We start from the raw sequence: 18292 nt of genomic DNA, 5'->3' as shown, positions 1-18292 counted from the left end.
TTAGTCACCCAGATATTGAATGGTGATGTGGTAGTTAAAGACGTGCTGTTCGATGCTGATCGGCTCGCGTTTGCCTTTGCGCTGCAGATAGACAATCTCGGTCACCAGCTTGCCGTTGGCGTTGCGCAGCTCGCGGCGGTCGCCTTTATCCGTCAGCGTCCAGCCTTTCGGCAACTGCGGCAGCCAGGCGCCGATCGGCCAGTGGCTGAGCATCACGTCGGCCAGCACCTGGCTGGCGGGCGGCAGCTGCGGCACGATGATCGACTGCTCGGTGTGAATACCGGTTTTGTCATAGGTGGCGAGGAACAGGCGGATCCCGACGGAGGAGAGCCCGGCCAGCGTAATTTTATCCGCGTCGGCGTTGAGCATCACCAGCAGAGACTGGGTCTGGCCGTTGAAGCTGCCCGTCAGCAGCTGCTGGGAATTCACCGCCGGAGAGATCCCCGGTGCAGGCAGGGTCACTTTGGTACCCGGTTGTAACCAGGCCTGCGGACGGGTGCCATCGCTGTTTTGCGTCGAGTGGCTACAGCCCGTCAGCCACAGGGCGGCCATCAGCGTAAGCGCGCGGCCAAAAGGGGTCATCATCGTTTTCTCTCTCGTTTAGCGGGCATCGCCAGCGGAGCCAGCAGGAAGGCGGTGAAAATACCGCTGACCAGCACAATGCCGAAGCTGCTGATCGCCTGGGTGGCGCTAAAGACCAGCATGCCGAGGGTCAGTAACGTGGTCATCATCGCCAGCGTAATCGCCAGCATGGAGGTGAGCGGTGTTCCGCGTGGATTGCTGAAGAACAGGGTGTAGTTGATGCCAATCCCTAAGACCAGCACCAGTGCCAGCAGCGAGAACAGATTCACCGGATGGCCGCTGGCCGCCAGTGCCGCCAGACCGCAGCCCAGCGACAGGACCGACGGCACCAGGCTTATCAGCCCTTTACGCCAGCCGAGACGCAGCATCGCCCCGCAGGCGATCACCGCCAGCGCGACCAACAGCAGGCCCGTCAGCACGCCGCGATAGAGCGAGAACAGGCTGTCGAAGCTCGCTTTGCGATCCACCCACACTACGCCCGGATGCGCTGCGGCTAATTGGCTTAGCGCCGCGCTGTTTTTCACGCCGTCGACCGGCACCAGCACGCCGCTTTCGCCGTCGGGCAGCGTCAGCCACAGCAGACGCCAGCCTTCACTTGCCGGGCTGGCGAGCCAGTCTTCTGTGCTCACGGGCATGGCGTTCAGATCCGGCGTTACGGTCGTCAGCCCCGCGCTTTGCAGGACGTTTGTCACTGCCGGAGCGGCGTTGTGCAGGAGTGCCAGATCGCTTTTCTGTCGCGCCAGCGAGTTCAGCGGGAGGGTGCGGAACGTTTTAATGTCACCGGCCTTTTGCGACGCTGCCAGCGCAGGCGTAAAGGCTTCCAGCCGCTCCAGCGTTTGCTGGGCCGTTGCGCCGTGGACCACGAACCATTTCTGATCGACGCTCTGCCCGGTCAGTGCCGTGATGGTCTTTTCCTGCGCCAGAATATCCTTCGGCAGCGCCTGGAGCTGGGCGATATCGTCATCCACCCGCAGACTGGCGATGCCGACCACGGAGACGACGGCCAGAATCACCGGCAGCCCGACGGAGACCGCCTTGTTACGTCGCCACGCGGCCAGCCAGCGCAGCATCAATACCATTGCCGGAACCGGACGCACCGGCAAACCGCGGCACAGCCACGGATGCCAGAAGATAACTGTCAGGCACGAAGCGCTCAGCCCCACGGCGGCAAACACCGCCATCTGACGAATGCCGGGGAACGGGGCAAGCATCATGATCAAATAAGCCGCCACGGTGGTCAGCAGGGCCAGCAGCAGGGCGTTACGCACTTTTGCCAGGCTTTGCCACGGCGAATCCTGCGCGCCGTGGACCATGCGCTCGGTCAGGTAATAGAGGGTGTAGTCGGCGGAAATCCCGATGATGCTCATGCTCATTACCAGCGTCATCAGGTGCAGCTCGCCGAAGATCGTTAGTGTGGCGACGGTCCCGGCCAGCGCGCCGATGCCGATGGAGATCAGGCACAGCAGCAGCGGGCGTAGGGAGCGGAACACCGCCACGATCAGCAAAATCACCCCCAGAATCGTGGCGATGCCGAGGGTGGAGATGTCCTGTTTCGCCTGCTGGCTGGCGTAGTCGCTATAAAATACCGTCCCGCGCGAGAGCAGCTGCGCCTGCGGGAAATGAGTTTTCAGCTGGTTTTCAAGACCGTGCAGCGTTGTCACCATACGGTGCGTTTGCTGCATATCGAACGACTCACCGGCCAGCTCGCCGTGCAGCAGATACCAGTAATTTCCGGCCTCGTCTTTGGTCACCAGCCAGCCGTCCATCAGCCGCAGCTTCTGGCTGTTTTGCGCAAGCGAAAGCTGCGAACCGCGCATCAGCATCAGCGGGTCGTTTTGCAGCTCTTTGCCGCTGACGCCGGAGAAGGCTGAATACAGCTGGGAAAGGATCCACTGGGCCTGCGCCTCGCCGCCGTTTTGCAGACGGGCGCGGGTCGCGGTGTCGATCAGGCCGTTACGGTGCTGCCAGAAAAATTCGCCCCAGGCTTTCTGGCTATTGGCGTCCATCGGGCCTTTCACCTCATGGAGGGAACCCGATTTTTGCAGCAGAGTTAACCACTCCTGTGCCACGCGCGGATTCGGTTCTTTGCCGGGGCTGACCAGCCACACCAGCTGGCGGTCCAGACGCTGCATAAATCCGTCGTTGAGCGCAGGTGGAATGGCGCCGAGCGTCTGCTTGGGCAGCATCGCCAGCACGCTGCTGTTGAGCCGCGCGCCGGGCAACAGCGACAGCAGTACGCCCAGCAGCGCCAGGCATAACAGGCCCCACAGCAGCGCCGGGCGCAGACTGTTACGGCGCGGCAAAGCGTTGGCGTTCGTCATGAGTCAGGCTGGCGGGCGTCAGTTGATGATGGGAGAGGGCGATATCCGTGCGGTCGCCCTGTTTGTCGTTGAGCTGAATCGACTCCAGATAGGTCGCGCCCCCCAGATTCATGGTGGCGAAAATCTTGTCCAGCGGCGTGGTGATGGGCGTCAGCACCAGCGACCAACGGCCCGCGCCGAGGTCTTTAAAATCAATGCGGAAGTTCTCTTCCAGCACTTTGCGGTCGGCCTGGAAGAGGGCGCGCAGCAGATGGTTAAACTGGAACATCTGCGGATTATTGTCGGCGGTGATGGTCTGCGGCGGCTGGCCGTTGATCGCCTGAACCATGCGCTTGTCGTCCAATAGCAGGGTCATCGGGAACGGCGCTTTCTGATCCCACAGCAAACCGTCGTCGCGGGCGATCAGCATTTCGCCCTGCGAGCGCAGCGGCTGCGGGAGATCTTTGATGGTGCGGGTCTGCTCGAAGTGCGCGCGCACCACGGGCTGTTCGGTAAAGCGCTGCTGGAGTTCATCCAGCGTGACCGCGCTGACTAACGGGCTGACCAGCAGGGCCAGCAGGGGCAACCATTTCATGGCATCACTCCCATACGTTCAAATAAAATTGCCGGACTGACGAAACACATTTCGCGGCTGCTCTCTTCGACGGCCACCTGGATGGTGTACCCGGTGGTGGTGCGCTTCCCGGTTTCGGCGTCGAAAATCTGGTAGGCGATGCGCAGGCGGTTTTCAAACTCTTCGATCTGCGCCCGCACGCGGATGCGTTGCTCGAATACCACTGCGCTGCGGTACTTCACCCGCGTATCGACCACCGGCCAGACGTAGCCGGACGCCTTCATCTGGCGATAGCCATAGTCGAACTGATTGAGCAGCGCCTCGCGGGCAATCTCGAAGTAGCGGAAATAGTTGCCGTGCCAGACGACGCCCATCATATCCACGTCGTGGAAGGGGACGGTCAGCTCAACTTCGGTCGTAAAACGGGGATCGGTCAGCACCCTTTACTCCTTCTCTTTGGCATCCGGCAGATGCCAGAAATCGAAAAAATTAAACCAGTCGAGCGGCGACATCAGCGCGTAGTGCTCGAGGCGTTGGGCATAGCGATCGATAGCGTGCTGGAGCGCCTGCTGGCGCTCGCCGCGCGGCAGAAGCAGCGGATCGGCAAAGGACTCACAGTGAATGTGCAGCTTGTCCTGCTGGCGCAGGGCGAAAATCAGCACCACCGGGCAGCGCAAAATGGAGGCGAGGATAAACGGCCCCTGTGGGAACGGGGCGGGCTTGCCGAGAAACGCACTCCAGACCACGCGCCATTCGCCGCCGCGCTGTGGATTGACCGCGATACGATCGCCGACGATCGCCACCCATTCGCCGCGATCGAGCTTCTCTTTCAGGGCGATGGCGGTGTCCGGCCCGATATCGGTGACGGGCATCAGGTTCAGCCCGGCCTGCGGGGCCATCTCCTGCATGATCTGTTTAAAGCGCTGGGCGTTGTCGCTAAACACCAGCGCGTTGATGGTCTTGCTGCCTTCGATTTGCGCCAGCGCGCGGCAGGCTTCGACGTCGCCGAGGTGCGAGGCCAGCAGCAGCTTGCCCTGAGGGGCGTCGACGTTGAGCGCCTCAGGAGCGCCGGGCGCGAAAACGACATCCCGGTTCATCTTCAGCTCGCCGCGCCAGCCCGCGACTTTATCCAGCATTGAATAGCCGAAACGCATGAAGTGGAAAAAGCTGTTAAAGCGCGGCGGCAGCGGGCGCTGCTGCGTCTTAAGCTCATCAGCCACGCGCGCCAGCCACTGCTGCGACGCCTGTCGCGCCGGGCGGGCGGTGAGCCAGTAAACGCCGATCACCGGCCACAGCAGCAGGCTAAACGCGCGACGTCCGAAGAGCTGCCAGACGCGCAGCATCAGGCGCATCCCCCACAGCCCTTTCACCTCCTGCTGCTCGGCCCAGTGCTCGCGACGACGACGCATCAGAAGCGAAGGGATCCGCGGCAGCATGCCGAAGAACAAGCGGGTGTGCATCAGGGAGATGCGCACGTTGTCTTTCAGGGCGTCGAAATGCGACAGGCCGTCGTGGGGATAGGTCACCCGCGTCGGCACAAAATAGCTGTCGTTGCCCTGCCAGTAGAGGCGGACCATGACTTCCGTATCAAAATCCATCCGCTTGCCGAGCGTAGCGTGTTCCGCCAGTTTCAGCGTCGGTGCGACGGGGTAAACGCGGAACCCGCACATGCTGTCTTTCAGCTGCAGGGAAAGGGTTTCGATCCACACCCAGACGTGGGTGACCCAGCGGCCATAGAGGCGCGAGCGGGGGATCGAATCGTCATATATAGGTTGGCCGGAGATCAGCGCCTCCGGGTGGCGTTCGGCCAGAGCCAGTAGCTGCGGAATATCTTCGATGGCGTGCTGGCCGTCGGCATCTACCTGCACGGCGTGAGTAAACCCGGCGCGGGCGGAGGCTTGCAGGCCACGGATCACCGCCGTGCCTTTTCCGGCATTCTGGGGCAAGCGGATCAGCGTCACCTGCGGATGTTCTGCGGCCAGGCGTTCCAGCTCCAGCCGGGTGGGCTCGTCGCTGCCGTCATCGACGATCAGACACGGCAGCCCGCACGATCCCAGCCGCGACAGCACGCTCGTCATCATCGCGCCGTGGTTGTAGCAGGGGATCAGCACGCAGGGGCGGAACGTCAGCGACATAACCGAATCTTCCCGCTGCTGGCGGTGTGGCGCGCGTCGCCGTCGTGACGCTGATAGCTAAAGGTGAGGATCTGACGTTCGGCGTTCCAGCTGAGCGTCAGAGTCACGGTGGTGTCCGGCAGCAGGGGTGCCTGGAACTTCACGTTCTGAATGCTGTGAAAACGGTAGTCGGGGGCCAGCAGGGTGGTGGCGTAGTGCATCACCCAGTCGAGCTGCGCGACGCCCGGCAGCAGCGGCTGCACGGCAAAATGTCCCTGGAACCAGAACAACGCAGGGTCGAGATGCAGGACAATCTCCAGATCCTCTGGCTGCGGCTGGTGGCGCTCGATTTCATGGATTTTCATGAAATAACTCCTGTAACTGCGCATAGACACGCTTGTTCATACTGTTGACGGGCATCTCATCGATAATCCGCCAGTAGCGCGGCACGGCGACGGGCTCAAGCCACGGCAGCAGGGCACGACGCCAGGCAAACTCCTGCGCTTTGTTGCCCTGTTGGTTGAGTCGCTGACGCGCGTCATCGTTCAGAACCAGCAGTACGCCGATCCCCTGACGCCCGCCGCGCGTGATGGGCAGGGCCGCGACTTCGCGAATGCCGTCCAGCTCCAGCAGGCGCTGTTCAATTTCGTTGAGCGATACGCGCTTCTCTTCGATTTTAACCACTCGCCCACGACGTCCGGCGATGCTGAACATCCCGTTGCTCTCGAAGTGCAGAATATCGTCCAGCGGTAAGCCGTCCGGCTCATGGATCAGCGGAGAAGTTACGTGGCAGATCTCGCCTTCGTGGCGGAAATGCACGCCGGGGAACGGGAGCCATGGAATCGACTCCTCCTGACGATGTCGCCAGGCCAGAATGCCGGTCTCGGTGCTGCCGTAGATTTCATCCGGCCAGACGTTCATCCAGCGATGCGTGGCGGTCACTTCGTCCCACGGCAGCATGCCACCGGCGGAGAGCAACATCACCACGGGTGGCGGCGCGAGCTGGGTATCGAGCCGCTTCAGAAACGCCGGGCTGCTGATAAATACGTAGCGCCGATCATCGGGCAGTGCCGCCAGCTGTTCAGCGTAATAGAGCATCGCCGCGTGGAGCGGCAATCCTTGCGACATGGGTAAAAAGATGCGGAAAGTCAGGCCGTACAAATGCTGCGGTACTACGGAGGCGACGATACTGCAGCCCGTCAGACGCGCGCCAAAGCGCTCGGCCAGCAGAGTGGCTTCACGATCGAGGCGAGCGATAGGTTTCACGATACGTCGCGGTGCACCGGTTGAGCCGGAGGTGAAGAGCTCGACAAAGCTGTCGTCGGCAATCGGCGGCAGCGGGGTGAAGGCGTCACTCGTGCGGCGGGCGGAATTCACCACAATCAGGCGGCCCGGATAGTTCAGGGTTTGATCGCTCAGCACGCCGCTGAACAGCGCGCGCTGTTCTTCAAGCAGCGAGACGCGGCAGTGGCCGGGGATCACCGGCGTCTTGCCTGCATGCAGCGTTGAGAGCAGGGCGACGATAAACAGATAGCTGTTTTCGAAGCACAGCGCCCAGCGCTCGCCTTCCTGCTGGATAAGCATGCTTGTCAGGGTGGAGACGTCGTGACGAAGCTGCCCGAGCGTCCAGGTGTGATCCTCAAGCCAGGCGATCGGCGTCTCATCCGGACGCGGCGCATTCAGCCACTGGCTTAGCGGCAGGGGTTTATTCATGTGCTTCACTTTTTTTCATCACCCGTTGACGCACCAGCCACTCCGTCGCCATCAGCGTCCCCATCAGGATGTATGCGACCATACCGTTCCACAGCGTCCAAAGCTGCATATCACCGTGGATAACGGTGAACAGCGCCACCGAACCATTAACGATGAAAAAACCGCACCACACGCGGGTCACATTGCGGGTATAGCGAACGCCTTCTGGCGGCAACTGGGGATCGCGCAGGCGCGCCAGGCGCTCGACCAGCGGCATCGCCGTCCAAAGCGATCCACCGAACACAGCCAGCATCACCAGATTCACCACCACGGGATAGAGCAGCAGCCACTGGTGCGCTTTCAGCAGGTAGCTCGCTGTGCACAGCGCAATACCCGCCAGCGCGACGCTTTGCACCACAAAGCGCATCGGCCCGGCGTTATGCCGCGCCTGGCGCAGACGGCAGACCAGCAGCAGCGCCATCAGCGGCAGCAGCCAGTGCAGAATGTTGTGCGTCAGCCCGAAGCCAATCAGAAATGGCCAGGCGAGCAGCATCAGCCCCGTTAGCAGCGGGATGGCCGGGAAAGATCGTCCGCCACGCATGGCGTCTTACTCTTCGCGCAGAAGCTGTTCGACAGCGTCCACCACGTCCTGAACGGTACGCACCGATTTGAAGGTTTCAGGTTTGATTTTTTTACCTGTTTTCTTCTGCAGGTGAACAATCATGTCGACGGCGTCGATGCTGTCCAGCTCCAGATCTTCGTACAGGCGCGCCTCGGGAGAGATCGCGTCCGGTTCGATTTCAAACAGTTTGGTCAGGAGTCCGCAGACTTCCTGATAAATGGCGTTTTGTTCTGTCATAGCAAATTCGTTCTCAGGCGCGTTGGGCATGGATAAATGATGCCAGCGTGGCGACGGAATAGAAGTGCTGACGCATCTCTTCGCTTTCCGCGGATAGCACGACGCCATACTGGTTTTTCACGGCCAGGCCAAGCTCCAGCGCGTCGATGGAATCGAGGCCCAGACCATCACCAAACAGCGCCGCTTCCGTATCGATATCGTCGGCGGTCAGTTCGTCCAGATTCAGCGTGGAGATAATAAGATTTTTAATTTCAAGATAAAGCGCTTGCATCATTAATTCCTGACAAAGATTGAAGACCTGATGTTAAGCGATGCTGCAGGTGCCGGTTTAGCTGGCGCGCGGCCAGGGCCGGTTCTTGTTCTGTCGCATCGTAAAAATCGTGAATATTGACCCGCTCACGGACGTCGACCGTGAAAAAGGGTTTGCGCGGCGGTACGTCGTACCAGCGGCTTTTTTTATCGAGCAGGTGTTCGCTGCAGTGGATCACTACGACCCGCAGGTCGCTACCGCAGCGCACGGCGATATTGGCCGCGCCGCGTTGCAGCGTCATGGCCTCCCCGATGCGGGTGCGCGTGCCTTCGGGGAAAATTAACAGGGTATCGCCCTGCGCCAGACGGCGCTGGCTGGCGGCGAGCAGGGTGTCTGCTTCGCTGTTGATCAGATAATCCGCCGCGCGAATCACGCCGCTGACGAAGGGATTACGCAGCAGGGCGCTTTTCACCAGGCAGTCCGTTTCCGGCATCACTGAGGCGAGGATCACGTAATCAATCAGCGTGGGATGGTTGGCGATCACCAGACAGCCGCGTTCGCTGCGCAGGGCGTCGAGATTATCAATGCGGTAATCGAGTACTCCCGTCAGACGCATCACGTTCATAAAGAAACGGAAGCTGGCGGAAATACTGCGGCGCGCCAGGCGGCGGCGTTTGGCGCGATCGCGCTGAACCATCAGCAGCAGGTTGAACCAGACCAGCGACAGCAGCAGACCGCCCACGCCAAACAGCGCGAAGCAGAAGCCGGTCATGACCAGACGCCACACCCGATTCATACTGCTGGCTAATGCGTTCATGCGCGGGACCACTGCCAGAGCAGGCGTTCGCCGGAGACCACAAACTGCGGCTCGTCGCTAAGATAGCGTTGCAGGAACATCAGGCTTTGCGGCAGCGGCGGCTCTTCGCCGGTACTGCCAGAACGAGTTTCGCAGCGCAGCGTATCACCGGCTTCGATAACGACAGCCAGCGCATAGGGCCAGGTCGGCATTTGCGCGGGTAAATGCGGGTGGTAAAACACCGGCAGCGCCCCGTCGAAATCGACCAGCAGCACGCGGGAATAGCCCGCCTGCAGCAGGCACAGCACTTCGCACAGGCCTTGCTGGAAAGTATCCAGCCCGGCAGAGAGAGAAGAGGAGACAATCGGCTGACGCGCGGCGATGGTGAGATTCCCCACCGCCGAGTTGTGCACGGACATGGCAAAATCGGTGGGTGACACGGCCTGATCCGTCGCCAGGGCATGCAGAATGCGGTAGTTGCGCTCCAGTTCGCCGTGGCGGCTGGTGTAAACCACCGCGTCGATGTCATGCTTTCGCAGCATGGACAGGCCGCAATCGACGGCCAGTTTGCTGCCCGAGTTGAGGCGGCGCGCAGTCATCATCGGCAAATCCGTGAGTTTTGCCTGTGGCGCAGTGGGATCAATGGTGAGCGAATCGCGTGACCACGCCTGCCATTGTTCGGCATCACTGAGACCAGGCGCTCTGGCCTGCCAGTCGATAATGTTAATTGCAAATTTCATCTACGCGCGTCCGCGATCTATCGTCATCAAATAACGGCGTGAACCCTCAGGTATTTCACCGAATTTATTGTTCTTTTTTCTGACAAATCAGTAAGGTATGACCCAGACCTAAATTGTCCAGTCGTTGCTCTACGTGGAAACCGGCCTGTTCCAGGTAGTGATAAAATTTCTCGACGCTATAAAAGCGGCTGTTGCCATTCGCCATACAGGTGAAATAGAGCGAGGTCGCATTGAGGCTAAACGAGGCCGCTTCGAATTTCTGGGCATCCCAGAACAGTTCCATAATGCATAACCGCGCGCCGGGCTTCATGACCTGCGCCACGTTGCTCAGCATGGTGACAATCTGATCGGGAGAGAAGCAGTCGAGGAACTGACTCATCCACCATACGTCTGCTTCGCCCGGCAGCGCCGCGTTGCTAAGCATATCGACAGCATGGAACCCAATGCGATGAGATAATCCTGCATTTGCGATATTTTCCTGCGCCAACGCTATTTGCTGCGGGAGGTCGAGGAGGGTAACGGCGACATTTTCATCATACCGGCAGCAGCGTAAAGCCCATTTGCCTGTATTACCGCCTACATCGTACAATTTTGTCGGCTTGCTTGCGAATATATATGGCAAAGCGGCATCAAAAGCAGCGTCAGAATAGTAATGATCAAACGCAAACCAACTCTCTTTTGCCTGCACAGGTAATTGCGACAATGCGGGATAGATGGTCGGCCATTCGCCAAATACCGATAATCCCGCGGGTTTTTCAAGTTTTAGGGAATCGGAGAGGTGGAATAATCCCTGATAACAAACGTCCTGGGTAAAATCCATATTTACGCGGGTCATCGCATCGTGCAGGAGAAAATGTCCCACTTTTGCCAGATAGTAATGTCCCTCTTTATGGGTAACGATCCGTCCGCTTAATCCCATATCCAGCAAAACGCTGACAGCGTATTCATTCAGGGTACTGTTCTCGACAATGTCTTCAAGGCGTGCGCCCTGTTTCCCTTGTTTATCGAGCCAGGCCAGAACGCCAGAGTTACGCAAACAAAGCGCGGTTTGAAACAACATTGGAGCAAAAGCAATACGTTGTGCTTCTGTAATGGCATCCAGCGCGCTGAGCGAGTCCGTTTCGTACATTATTGCGTAACCTTTCGCGGGGTTGAGGAATACATTATCGGGCCGATAGCGGCCCGACTTTAGGCAATTTTACTGCGCGGCGCTTCTGGCGAGATTCAGCTGAATATCTTTGTCGAGATTACGAACCCAACGGTTGTAATTTTTGTGAATTTTACCGTCGCTGGCTTTCAGGTTGAGGCTGTTTTCGTAATTAATTGAATAGCTTGTGGCCGTGTAAGGAATGCGAACTTCGGCGCTGTGGTCGCGTGCCTGCAGGCGGCCTTTAATGACGCCAGGGCTGACTTCAGTCATGATCCAGTCGCGCTGAAGGCCCGCTTTCAGAATGGCAGACTTCACCTGTTCCGCAGAATGGCCCGCGCTAACGGTAGAGTGAACCTGATCCACCGGGGCAGTACGCGCACAGCCTGCCAGCGCCCCCATAATGGCAAAAGCCGCACACCATTTAACAATCTTCTTCATCAACAACTCCGTATCAATAATAGTGATCTCGTCCACGATATTTACGCAATATAATTCTTAAGGCAAATTTTAACCATTGCGATAAATAACATTTTTGCATTATTTATTTTGTGACATTGCCAATTTAACTTTAATTAACGCGCTGGCAATGTAGACAACGCTTTTGTTATCGGCTTTGCTAAGAAAATATTCACTTAAAAACAACAATTATGCCGATTCTAAAAAAATCGGCACAGAGTTTATAGATCTGATTAAGTCCGTAAACCTACCTCGTTGGGTAGGTTTACGAGAAAATTGTTACCCCGGAAGCCGACTTTTCGGTCGCCCTGGCCCGAGCAGAATGGCCAGTTTTCCGCCGCCTTTGGTGGTCTCCATCCATATTTTACACACGCTGGTCAGCGGTACCGAAAGCAGCATGCCCACCGGTCCCAGTAGCCATCCCCATATTAACAATGACAAAAAGACCACCATGGTCGACATTCCCAGACGATGGCCCATCATCCGCGGCTCGACGATATTTCCGAGCACCATGTGAACGACCAGGAATAACGCGCCGACCAGCATACATTCATAAAAGCCATTGAAAAGAAACGCCTGAATCATCGGCGGCACGGCGGAAAGCACCGCGCCGATGTTGGGCACGTAGTTGAGCAGAAACGCCAGTACGCCCCACATCAGCGCGAACTGAACGCCCATCAGCGACAGCCCGAGCCAGATAATCGCCCCGGTCCAGAGGCTGAGTAAGGTTTTCAGCGCCAGATAGTGGGAAACGCCCTTCAGCGCCCGGTGCAGGCCAGCAATGTGAATCTGCGGATTGTTCAGGGCGAAGCGCAGTTTGTACGGCACGTGGCGCACCTCGAACAGCATAAACACTACCGTCATCACCAGCAGCAAAATGCTGGCCATCGCGCCAGAAAGCCCGGTCATCAGCGTAGTGGCGAAGGTCATCACTTTCTCTGAATCCATGCGCTTTAGCATGCGTTCAGGCGAGATATGCAGGTTGAGGAACGGCAGCATCTCCTGCAGATCGACAATCTTGCGCGTCAGCTCTTTATTGTATTTCGGCAGCAGGGTGGAGAATTCGCTCAGCGATGCCGCCAGCACGCCGAACAGGGCGGTGAGGACCACCAGCATCACCAGCACCACAATGGTGATGGCGACAGGGCGACGCACGCCGCGACGGATAAACCAGGTGACTAACGGATTAAGAACAATGGCGAAAAAGAGCGCCAGCAGCAGTTGAACGATAATATCCGCCGCCGCGTGAATACCGGCGAGGATCACCACCAGACAGGCGAGTTTTAATAATATGTGCAGGCCCGTCTTGTCGGGCTGGGGGGTTGTCATGCTGATTCCTTATGTTGTGTGCCCGTTAAGTGTAGTGCGTAGGGACCGCTGCGTTTGACGCCGTTAATCTGAAAGTCGCTGCTGCTTTTCGCCGCATGACGTGGTAATAGTGAAACACTGTTGCAAAATACCAGGTAGAACCTCATGCCCGACCCTGCCGCCGAACCGGCACTGAGCGGATTGCGCCTCAATCTGCGCATTGTTTCTGTTGTGATGTTTAACTTCGCCAGCTATCTCACCATTGGCCTGCCGCTCGCGGTGTTGCCCGGTTACGTCCATGACGTGATGGGATTCAGCGCCTTCTGGGCGGGGCTGGTGATTAGCCTGCAATATTTCGCCACCCTGCTGAGTCGCCCACAGTCGGGGCGGTATGCCGATCTGTTTGGCCCGAAAAGTATCGTGGTGGTGGGGTTGTGCGGCTGTTTCCTCAGTGGCCTGAGCTATCTTCTGGCGGCGACCACCAGCGGCTGGCCGCTGCTCAGCCTGGCGCTGCTGTGTCTGGGGCGTGTGATTTTAGGCATCGGGCAAAGTCTGGCGGGGACCGGCTCGACGCTGTGGGGAGTAGGCGTGGTCGGCACGCCGCATATCGGGCGCGTGATTTCGTGGAACGGGATTGTCACCTACGGCGCGATGGCCCTCGGCGCGCCGCTGGGCGTGGTGTGCTATGCGTGGGGCGGTCTGCACGGGCTGGCGATCACTATTATGGTGGTCGCGCTGATGGCGATTTTACTCGCGCTCCCGCGACCGAAGGTGAAAGCCAGCAAAGGCAAGCCGCTGCCGTTTCGCGCGGTGCTCGGGCGCGTCTGGCCCTACGGCATGGCGCTGGCCCTGGCGTCCGCCGGTTTTGGTGTGATTGCCACCTTCATCACCCTGTTTTACGACGCCAAAGGCTGGGACGGTGCGGCGTTCGCCCTGACGCTGTTTAGCTGCGCCTTCGTCGGTGCGCGTCTGCTGTTCCCGAACGGTATCAACCGCCTCGGCGGACTGAACGTGGCGATGATCTGCTTTAGCGTCGAGATTGTCGGCCTGCTGCTGACGGGCATTGCGGGTGAGCCGTGGGTGGCGAAGATCGGCGTATTCCTCGCGGGCGCGGGTTTCTCGCTGGTCTTCCCGGCGCTGGGCGTGGTGGCGGTGAAAGCGGTGCCGCAGCAGAATCAGGGTTCGGCGCTGGCGACTTATACCGTGTTTATGGATATGTCGCTGGGGGTGACCGGGCCACTGGCCGGGCTGCTGATGGCCTACGCGGGCGTTCCGGTTATCTATCTTGCGGCGGCGGGGCTGGTTGGCGTTGCGTTCCTGCTGACCTGGCGCTTAAAAAAACGGCCCCCGGCGCAAGCGACGGAGGCCGTTGAATCGTGATGAAAATTACTGAATCACGAGGGTATTGATGATGTTTTCTGCGGCGGTCTGCGCTTTCTGCTGATCGTCAGCTGGCAGGGTGATCTGCATGGTCAGCAGTTTGCCGTCCACTTTGCCGAGCACCACGGAAGAGTACGCGGTCTGGCCTTTGGCAGAGATAATGCTGTCCAGCTGTTGCAGGGTATGGCCTTTCAGTTCGATGGACTTGTTGGTTACCACCTGCAGCTGCGGATCGCGGCTACGCTGTTGATCTTCCAGACGCTTGGTCAGCACCGCCAGATCTTCATTGGTGTCGTCACCGACAATCACAATGACCGCTTTCTGCCCGGTGGCATCGGAATAGACGTGCATGTTGTTCGCCTGGGTGCCCAGCTTGCCGCTCTGATCGGTCATATCCGCTGGCAGAGAGAAGCTGAGTTTGCCATCCATCAGATTAACCGGCTGTCCGGTGGCATTACTTTCCGCGGACGCGCCCTGAGCAGGGGTCTTCGTATCGCTGTTATCACAGGCCGCCAGACCCACTACCAGCAGGCCAATCCCGACATATTTAACCAGATTGCGCATTAACTTATTCCTTTCGATAAACGGCCATAACGGCTCATTCATCCATCTTATCACAACTGATAAACCGAACCTTTAACCTGCCTGCAATGCCGAGATTTCAGATTTATCCGCCAGCCTTTTCAGCAGCATATTCAGCAGCACGCCGTACATCGGCAGGAAGAAGACAATGCTGATCAGCACTTTGAAGCAGTAGTCCACCAGCGCGATTTCCATCCAGTGGGCGGCCATAAAGGCATCCGGGCTGCGCCAGAAGGCGATGAAGAAGAAGGCCAGGGTGTCGCTGACGTTGCCGAACAGCGTGGACGCCGTCGGTGCCATCCACCAGCGGTGGTTCTGTCGCAGACGGTTAAAGACGTGAACGTCGAGGATCTGTCCCAGAGCGTAGGCCATAAAGCTGGCGGCAGCGATGCGGGCGACAAACAGGTTGAAGTGCGTCAGCGCCTCAAAGCCCTGCCAGCTTCCCATGTAGAACAGGGAAGAGATGACGTACGAGACGAACAGCGCAGGCAGCATCACCGCAAAGATAATGCGTCGGGCCAACGGCGCGCCAAAAATACGCACGGTCAAATCGGTCGCGAGGAAGATAAACGGGAAGCTGAATGCGCCCCAGGTGGTATGGAAACCAAAAATGGAGATCGGCAATTGCACCAGATAGTTACTGGAAGTGATCACCAGCAGATGGAATAGCGATAGCCAGAACAACGCTTTTACGCGCTGCGATTGAGAGAACTGCGTCATATTGTGACCTTTTTGATTAATATTTGGGGTGAGGGAACCCAATTAAGCCGCCGCATATTACTGCTTTCAGTCCGTATTGCAATGGCTAATTTTCGCGCAATCGTTAACCTGGTTTGCTTTGCCGAAAACGCGGCGTAAACTACAGCCGTTTTTTGATATGAACGAGAAGATGATGACCGACCTGTTTTCCAGCCCCAACCATACCCTTGATGCGCAGGGCCTCCGCTGCCCGGAGCCGGTGATGATGGTGCGCAAAACCGTGCGTAACATGCAGACCGGCGAGACGCTGCTGATCATTGCTGACGATCCTGCGACCACCCGCGATATCCCCGGTTTTTGTACCTTTATGGAACATGAGCTGGTGGCGCAAGAGACGGGCTCCCTTCCGTATCGGTACCTGGTGCGCAAAGGGTAGTCGTGGTTTGCCGGGTGAACCCGGCATACAACATCATCGCTTTTTGCCCGGCGGCGCTTCGCATGCACGGGCCTACGAAATCATGAAAACGTAGGCCGGGTAAGGCGAAGCCGCCACCCGGCGTTTATCATCTCCGGCGCAACAACCGCAGTGCGTTCGCCGTCACCAGCACCGTCGCCCCCGTATCCGCTAATACCGCCAGCCACAGACCTGTTATCCCCAGCAGCGTGGTGACCAGGAAAATCCCCTTCAGCCCCAGCGCAATCGTGATGTTCTGACGAATATTGGCCCGCGTCGCACGTGCCAGCGAAATCATCTGCGCCAGACCGGTCAGGCGGTTGTGCGTCAGCGCCGCATCGGCGGTTTCGAGCGCCACGTCGGTCCCGCTGCCCATCGCAATCCCAATCGTCGCAGCTTTCATCGCCGGAGCGTCGTTGATGCCGTCGCCGACCATCGCCAGCGGGGCCTGAGCGTTCAGCCCAGTCACGGCCTGTACTTTATCCGCTGGTAACAGCCCGGCCTTAAACTCCAGGCCAAGCTCACTGGCAATTGCCGCCGCCGCGCGCGGGTTATCCCCGGTCAGGATCACGCCCTGAATCCCCAGCTGATGCAGCGCCGCCACCGCCTCTTTGGCATCTGCACGCAGAGTATCGCGCAGAGCCAACACCCCTTTTGCCACGCCGTCGATAACGACGATCACCACCGTCTGCCCGGCCTGCTCCAGCTCGCGGATCTGCGGGCTGAACTCGTCGGCAGGGAATTTATCGGCAGCGCAAATCAGCACCTTGCTGCCCTCAACTTCCGCTTCGATGCCTGAGCCCATCAGCGCTCGCTGCGCGCTGGCAGCCGGAATTGTCAGCCCGCGCGACTGCGCTTCACGCACAATTGCCTGCGCCAGCGGGTGAGTCGAACCCTGCTCGACGGCGGCGGCCAGCGCCAGCAGGGCGTCATCGGCAGGATAAATGCCCGTGACCTGCGGTTTGCCGACGGTCAGCGTGCCGGTTTTATCGAAGGCGATCTGCTGAACCTGGCTGAGCTGTTCCAGCGCCGCACCGCCTTTAATCAGCGCCCCGCGTCGTGCGGCGGCGGCCAGACCCGAGGTGATGGCCGCAGGCGTTGAAATCACCAGCGCACACGGACAGCCGATCAGCAGCAGCGTCAGCCCTTTATAGATCCACGCCTCCCACGGGGCGCTGAACAGCAGCGGCGGAACCACCGCCACCAGCAGGGCAACCAGCATAATTACCGGCGTGTAGATGCGGCTGAAGCGATCGATAAAGCGCTCGACGGGCGCGCGGCGCTCCTCGGCCTCTTCGATCAGTTTCAGAATGCGGTCAATGGCGCTGTCGCCGGGTTCGGAAAGCACTTTGAGCTGCACCAGACGGTCCACGCTGGTGGCCCCGGCAGGGACTTTCTCGCCGGTTTCACGCTCAACGGGGATCGATTCGCCGGTCAGGGCGCTTTCGTCGAAACTGGCCGTCGCGGTGAGAAGCGTCCCGTCCGCAGGCAAACGCCCCCCGGCGGCCACCTCCATCACATCGCCCGGACGCAGCGCCGTGATAGCGACCGTCTGGCGCTCGCCATTCACCACCACCGTCGCCGTCTCCGGTTTCAGCGCCATTAACGCGCTGACCCCTTTACGTGCCCGGCTCGCCGCCCAGCCCTCAAGGCGTTCGCCGATCAGGAACAGGAGCAGCACCATCGCCGCTTCCGCCGTCGCGCCAATAAACAGCGCGCCGATTGCCGCGACGCTCATTAAGGTTTCAATCGCGAACCAGCTGCCGGTTTTGATCAGACGCAGAGCCTGGCGCGCGATGGGGAACAGCCCAACCAGCGTGGTGGCAATAAACGCCAGATTGCCAAACGGGTGGTTAACCTGCTCCAGCGCCCAGCTGAGCGCCATCATGATAATCAGGGTGATGAGCGGCAGATTTTCCCGCAGGGGAGAGATTTTTTCGGCAGGTTCCTGCTCGCTACGCAGGGAGTAACCGGCTTTGGTCACCGCCGCCTCCACCTGCTTGCTGACGTCAGCGTCGGCGCTGACCAGCAGTTTTTCGGTGGCGAACAGCACCTGGACCTGGTTGACGCCCGCCACTTGTTTCACCGCATTTTCGACTTTGCGGGCGCAGGCGGCGCAGTCCATGCCGTTGACGATCCAGGTGTAGCGATCGCCGCTTTCAGGCTGCACGGGCGCAGCCTGGGTTTCGCATCCGCTGTCGCAGCAGCAGTCGTCTTTTGCGGGGACTGGACTGAGTTTGAGTCCCGAGAATTGCGGCACTTTTTTCGGTGTTTCTGGAGTCGACATGGCACTCTCCGGTAATGATAATTTTCTCATTAACCGCAGCATACACTCTGGAGTCGACTCCAGAGTCAA

The 18292-nt window shown here is 59.1% G+C and carries 20 protein-coding genes; 2 read left to right on the top strand and 18 right to left on the bottom strand.

From position 1 onward, the window contains the following. The 15 genes from U9O48_RS21380 to U9O48_RS21310 all read right to left on the bottom strand — a co-directional run bounded on the left by U9O48_RS21380 (nt 1) and on the right by U9O48_RS21310 (nt 12842). The gene (locus U9O48_RS21380; RefSeq protein ID WP_416382230.1) at nt 1-582 is read right to left on the bottom strand and encodes a DUF3261 domain-containing protein; all 582 of its coding nucleotides are present in this window, start codon (nt 580-582) and stop codon (nt 1-3) included. Next, complete coding sequence (locus tag U9O48_RS21375; protein WP_324723167.1) at nt 582-2903, bottom strand: MMPL family transporter; 2322 nt, start codon at nt 2901-2903, stop codon at nt 582-584. The genes U9O48_RS21380 and U9O48_RS21375 overlap by 1 nt, the downstream gene beginning before the upstream one ends. Further along, nucleotides 2872-3477 (bottom strand): outer membrane lipoprotein carrier protein LolA, encoded by a 606-nt coding sequence (locus tag U9O48_RS21370; protein WP_324723166.1) that lies wholly within the window; start codon nt 3475-3477, stop codon nt 2872-2874. Before U9O48_RS21370 ends, U9O48_RS21375 begins: the two co-directional genes overlap by 32 nt. Next, nucleotides 3474-3896, bottom strand: coding sequence for a thioesterase family protein (locus tag U9O48_RS21365; protein ID WP_324723165.1), 423 nt, complete (start codon nt 3894-3896; stop codon nt 3474-3476). Before U9O48_RS21365 ends, U9O48_RS21370 begins: the two co-directional genes overlap by 4 nt. 3 nt (nt 3897-3899) lie before the next feature. Then, the gene (locus U9O48_RS21360) at nt 3900-5591 is read right to left on the bottom strand and encodes a glycosyltransferase family 2 protein (RefSeq protein ID WP_324723164.1); all 1692 of its coding nucleotides are present in this window, start codon (nt 5589-5591) and stop codon (nt 3900-3902) included. After that, nucleotides 5582-5935 (bottom strand): hydroxymyristoyl-ACP dehydratase, encoded by a 354-nt coding sequence (locus U9O48_RS21355; RefSeq protein WP_282493585.1) that lies wholly within the window; start codon nt 5933-5935, stop codon nt 5582-5584. Before U9O48_RS21355 ends, U9O48_RS21360 begins: the two co-directional genes overlap by 10 nt. After that, nucleotides 5922-7283, bottom strand: a complete 1362-nt coding sequence (locus U9O48_RS21350; RefSeq protein ID WP_324723163.1) for an AMP-dependent synthetase — start codon at nt 7281-7283, stop codon at nt 5922-5924. Before U9O48_RS21350 ends, U9O48_RS21355 begins: the two co-directional genes overlap by 14 nt. Continuing rightward, on the bottom strand, nt 7276-7863 hold the full coding sequence (locus tag U9O48_RS21345; RefSeq protein WP_324723162.1) for a hypothetical protein: 588 nt from the start codon (nt 7861-7863) through the stop codon (nt 7276-7278). The genes U9O48_RS21350 and U9O48_RS21345 overlap by 8 nt, the downstream gene beginning before the upstream one ends. A 6-nt stretch (nt 7864-7869) precedes the next feature. Next, nucleotides 7870-8121 (bottom strand): acyl carrier protein, encoded by a 252-nt coding sequence (locus U9O48_RS21340; protein ID WP_100780796.1) that lies wholly within the window; start codon nt 8119-8121, stop codon nt 7870-7872. A 13-nt stretch (nt 8122-8134) separates the two neighbouring features. Further along, entirely contained in the window at nt 8135-8392 is a 258-nt protein-coding gene (locus U9O48_RS21335) for a phosphopantetheine-binding protein (RefSeq protein WP_324724423.1), read from the bottom strand. Continuing rightward, entirely contained in the window at nt 8373-9188 is an 816-nt protein-coding gene (locus tag U9O48_RS21330) for a lysophospholipid acyltransferase family protein (protein ID WP_282493582.1), read from the bottom strand. Before U9O48_RS21330 ends, U9O48_RS21335 begins: the two co-directional genes overlap by 20 nt. Beyond that, nucleotides 9185-9907: a beta-ketoacyl synthase chain length factor gene (locus tag U9O48_RS21325; protein ID WP_324723161.1), complete on the bottom strand. Its 723-nt coding sequence runs from the start codon at nt 9905-9907 to the stop codon at nt 9185-9187. The genes U9O48_RS21330 and U9O48_RS21325 overlap by 4 nt, the downstream gene beginning before the upstream one ends. 64 nt (nt 9908-9971) lie before the next feature. Next, nucleotides 9972-11036, bottom strand: a complete 1065-nt coding sequence (locus U9O48_RS21320; RefSeq protein ID WP_324723160.1) for a class I SAM-dependent methyltransferase — start codon at nt 11034-11036, stop codon at nt 9972-9974. A 69-nt stretch (nt 11037-11105) separates the two neighbouring features. Continuing rightward, on the bottom strand, nt 11106-11495 hold the full coding sequence (locus U9O48_RS21315) for a hypothetical protein (RefSeq protein ID WP_100780797.1): 390 nt from the start codon (nt 11493-11495) through the stop codon (nt 11106-11108). Nucleotides 11496-11792: 297 nt separating this feature from the next. Then, on the bottom strand, nt 11793-12842 hold the full coding sequence (locus U9O48_RS21310) for an AI-2E family transporter (RefSeq protein WP_282493578.1): 1050 nt from the start codon (nt 12840-12842) through the stop codon (nt 11793-11795). 144 nt (nt 12843-12986) lie between these two features. On the opposite strand from U9O48_RS21310, the gene U9O48_RS21305 reads away from it, so the two are divergent. After that, complete coding sequence (locus U9O48_RS21305) at nt 12987-14201, top strand: MFS transporter (protein ID WP_285146123.1); 1215 nt, start codon at nt 12987-12989, stop codon at nt 14199-14201. A 6-nt stretch (nt 14202-14207) separates the two neighbouring features. Here the strand turns inward: U9O48_RS21305 and U9O48_RS21300 are convergent, their stop codons facing one another. Both U9O48_RS21300 and U9O48_RS21295 read right to left on the bottom strand, forming a co-directional pair. Next, nucleotides 14208-14765, bottom strand: coding sequence for a DcrB family lipoprotein (locus U9O48_RS21300; protein ID WP_282493576.1), 558 nt, complete (start codon nt 14763-14765; stop codon nt 14208-14210). 72 nt (nt 14766-14837) lie between these two features. After that, the gene (locus tag U9O48_RS21295; RefSeq protein WP_285146124.1) at nt 14838-15503 is read right to left on the bottom strand and encodes a 7-cyano-7-deazaguanine/7-aminomethyl-7-deazaguanine transporter; all 666 of its coding nucleotides are present in this window, start codon (nt 15501-15503) and stop codon (nt 14838-14840) included. 172 nt (nt 15504-15675) lie between these two features. On the opposite strand from U9O48_RS21295, the gene tusA reads away from it, so the two are divergent. Further along, on the top strand, nt 15676-15918 hold the full coding sequence (gene tusA / locus U9O48_RS21290; protein WP_324724422.1) for a sulfurtransferase TusA: 243 nt from the start codon (nt 15676-15678) through the stop codon (nt 15916-15918). Between the two features lie 127 nt (nt 15919-16045). Here the strand turns inward: tusA and zntA are convergent, their stop codons facing one another. Then, nucleotides 16046-18223, bottom strand: coding sequence for a Zn(II)/Cd(II)/Pb(II) translocating P-type ATPase ZntA (gene zntA / locus U9O48_RS21285; protein WP_324723159.1), 2178 nt, complete (start codon nt 18221-18223; stop codon nt 16046-16048). Nucleotides 18224-18292 lie beyond the last annotated feature (69 nt).

The organism is Lelliottia sp. JS-SCA-14 (assembly GCF_035593345.1).
Classification (GTDB): Bacteria; Pseudomonadota; Gammaproteobacteria; order Enterobacterales; family Enterobacteriaceae; genus Enterobacter; species Enterobacter wanjuensis.
The sequence above is the reverse complement of the archived record's forward strand: the minus strand, read 5'-3'. Positions and strand labels throughout refer to the sequence as shown.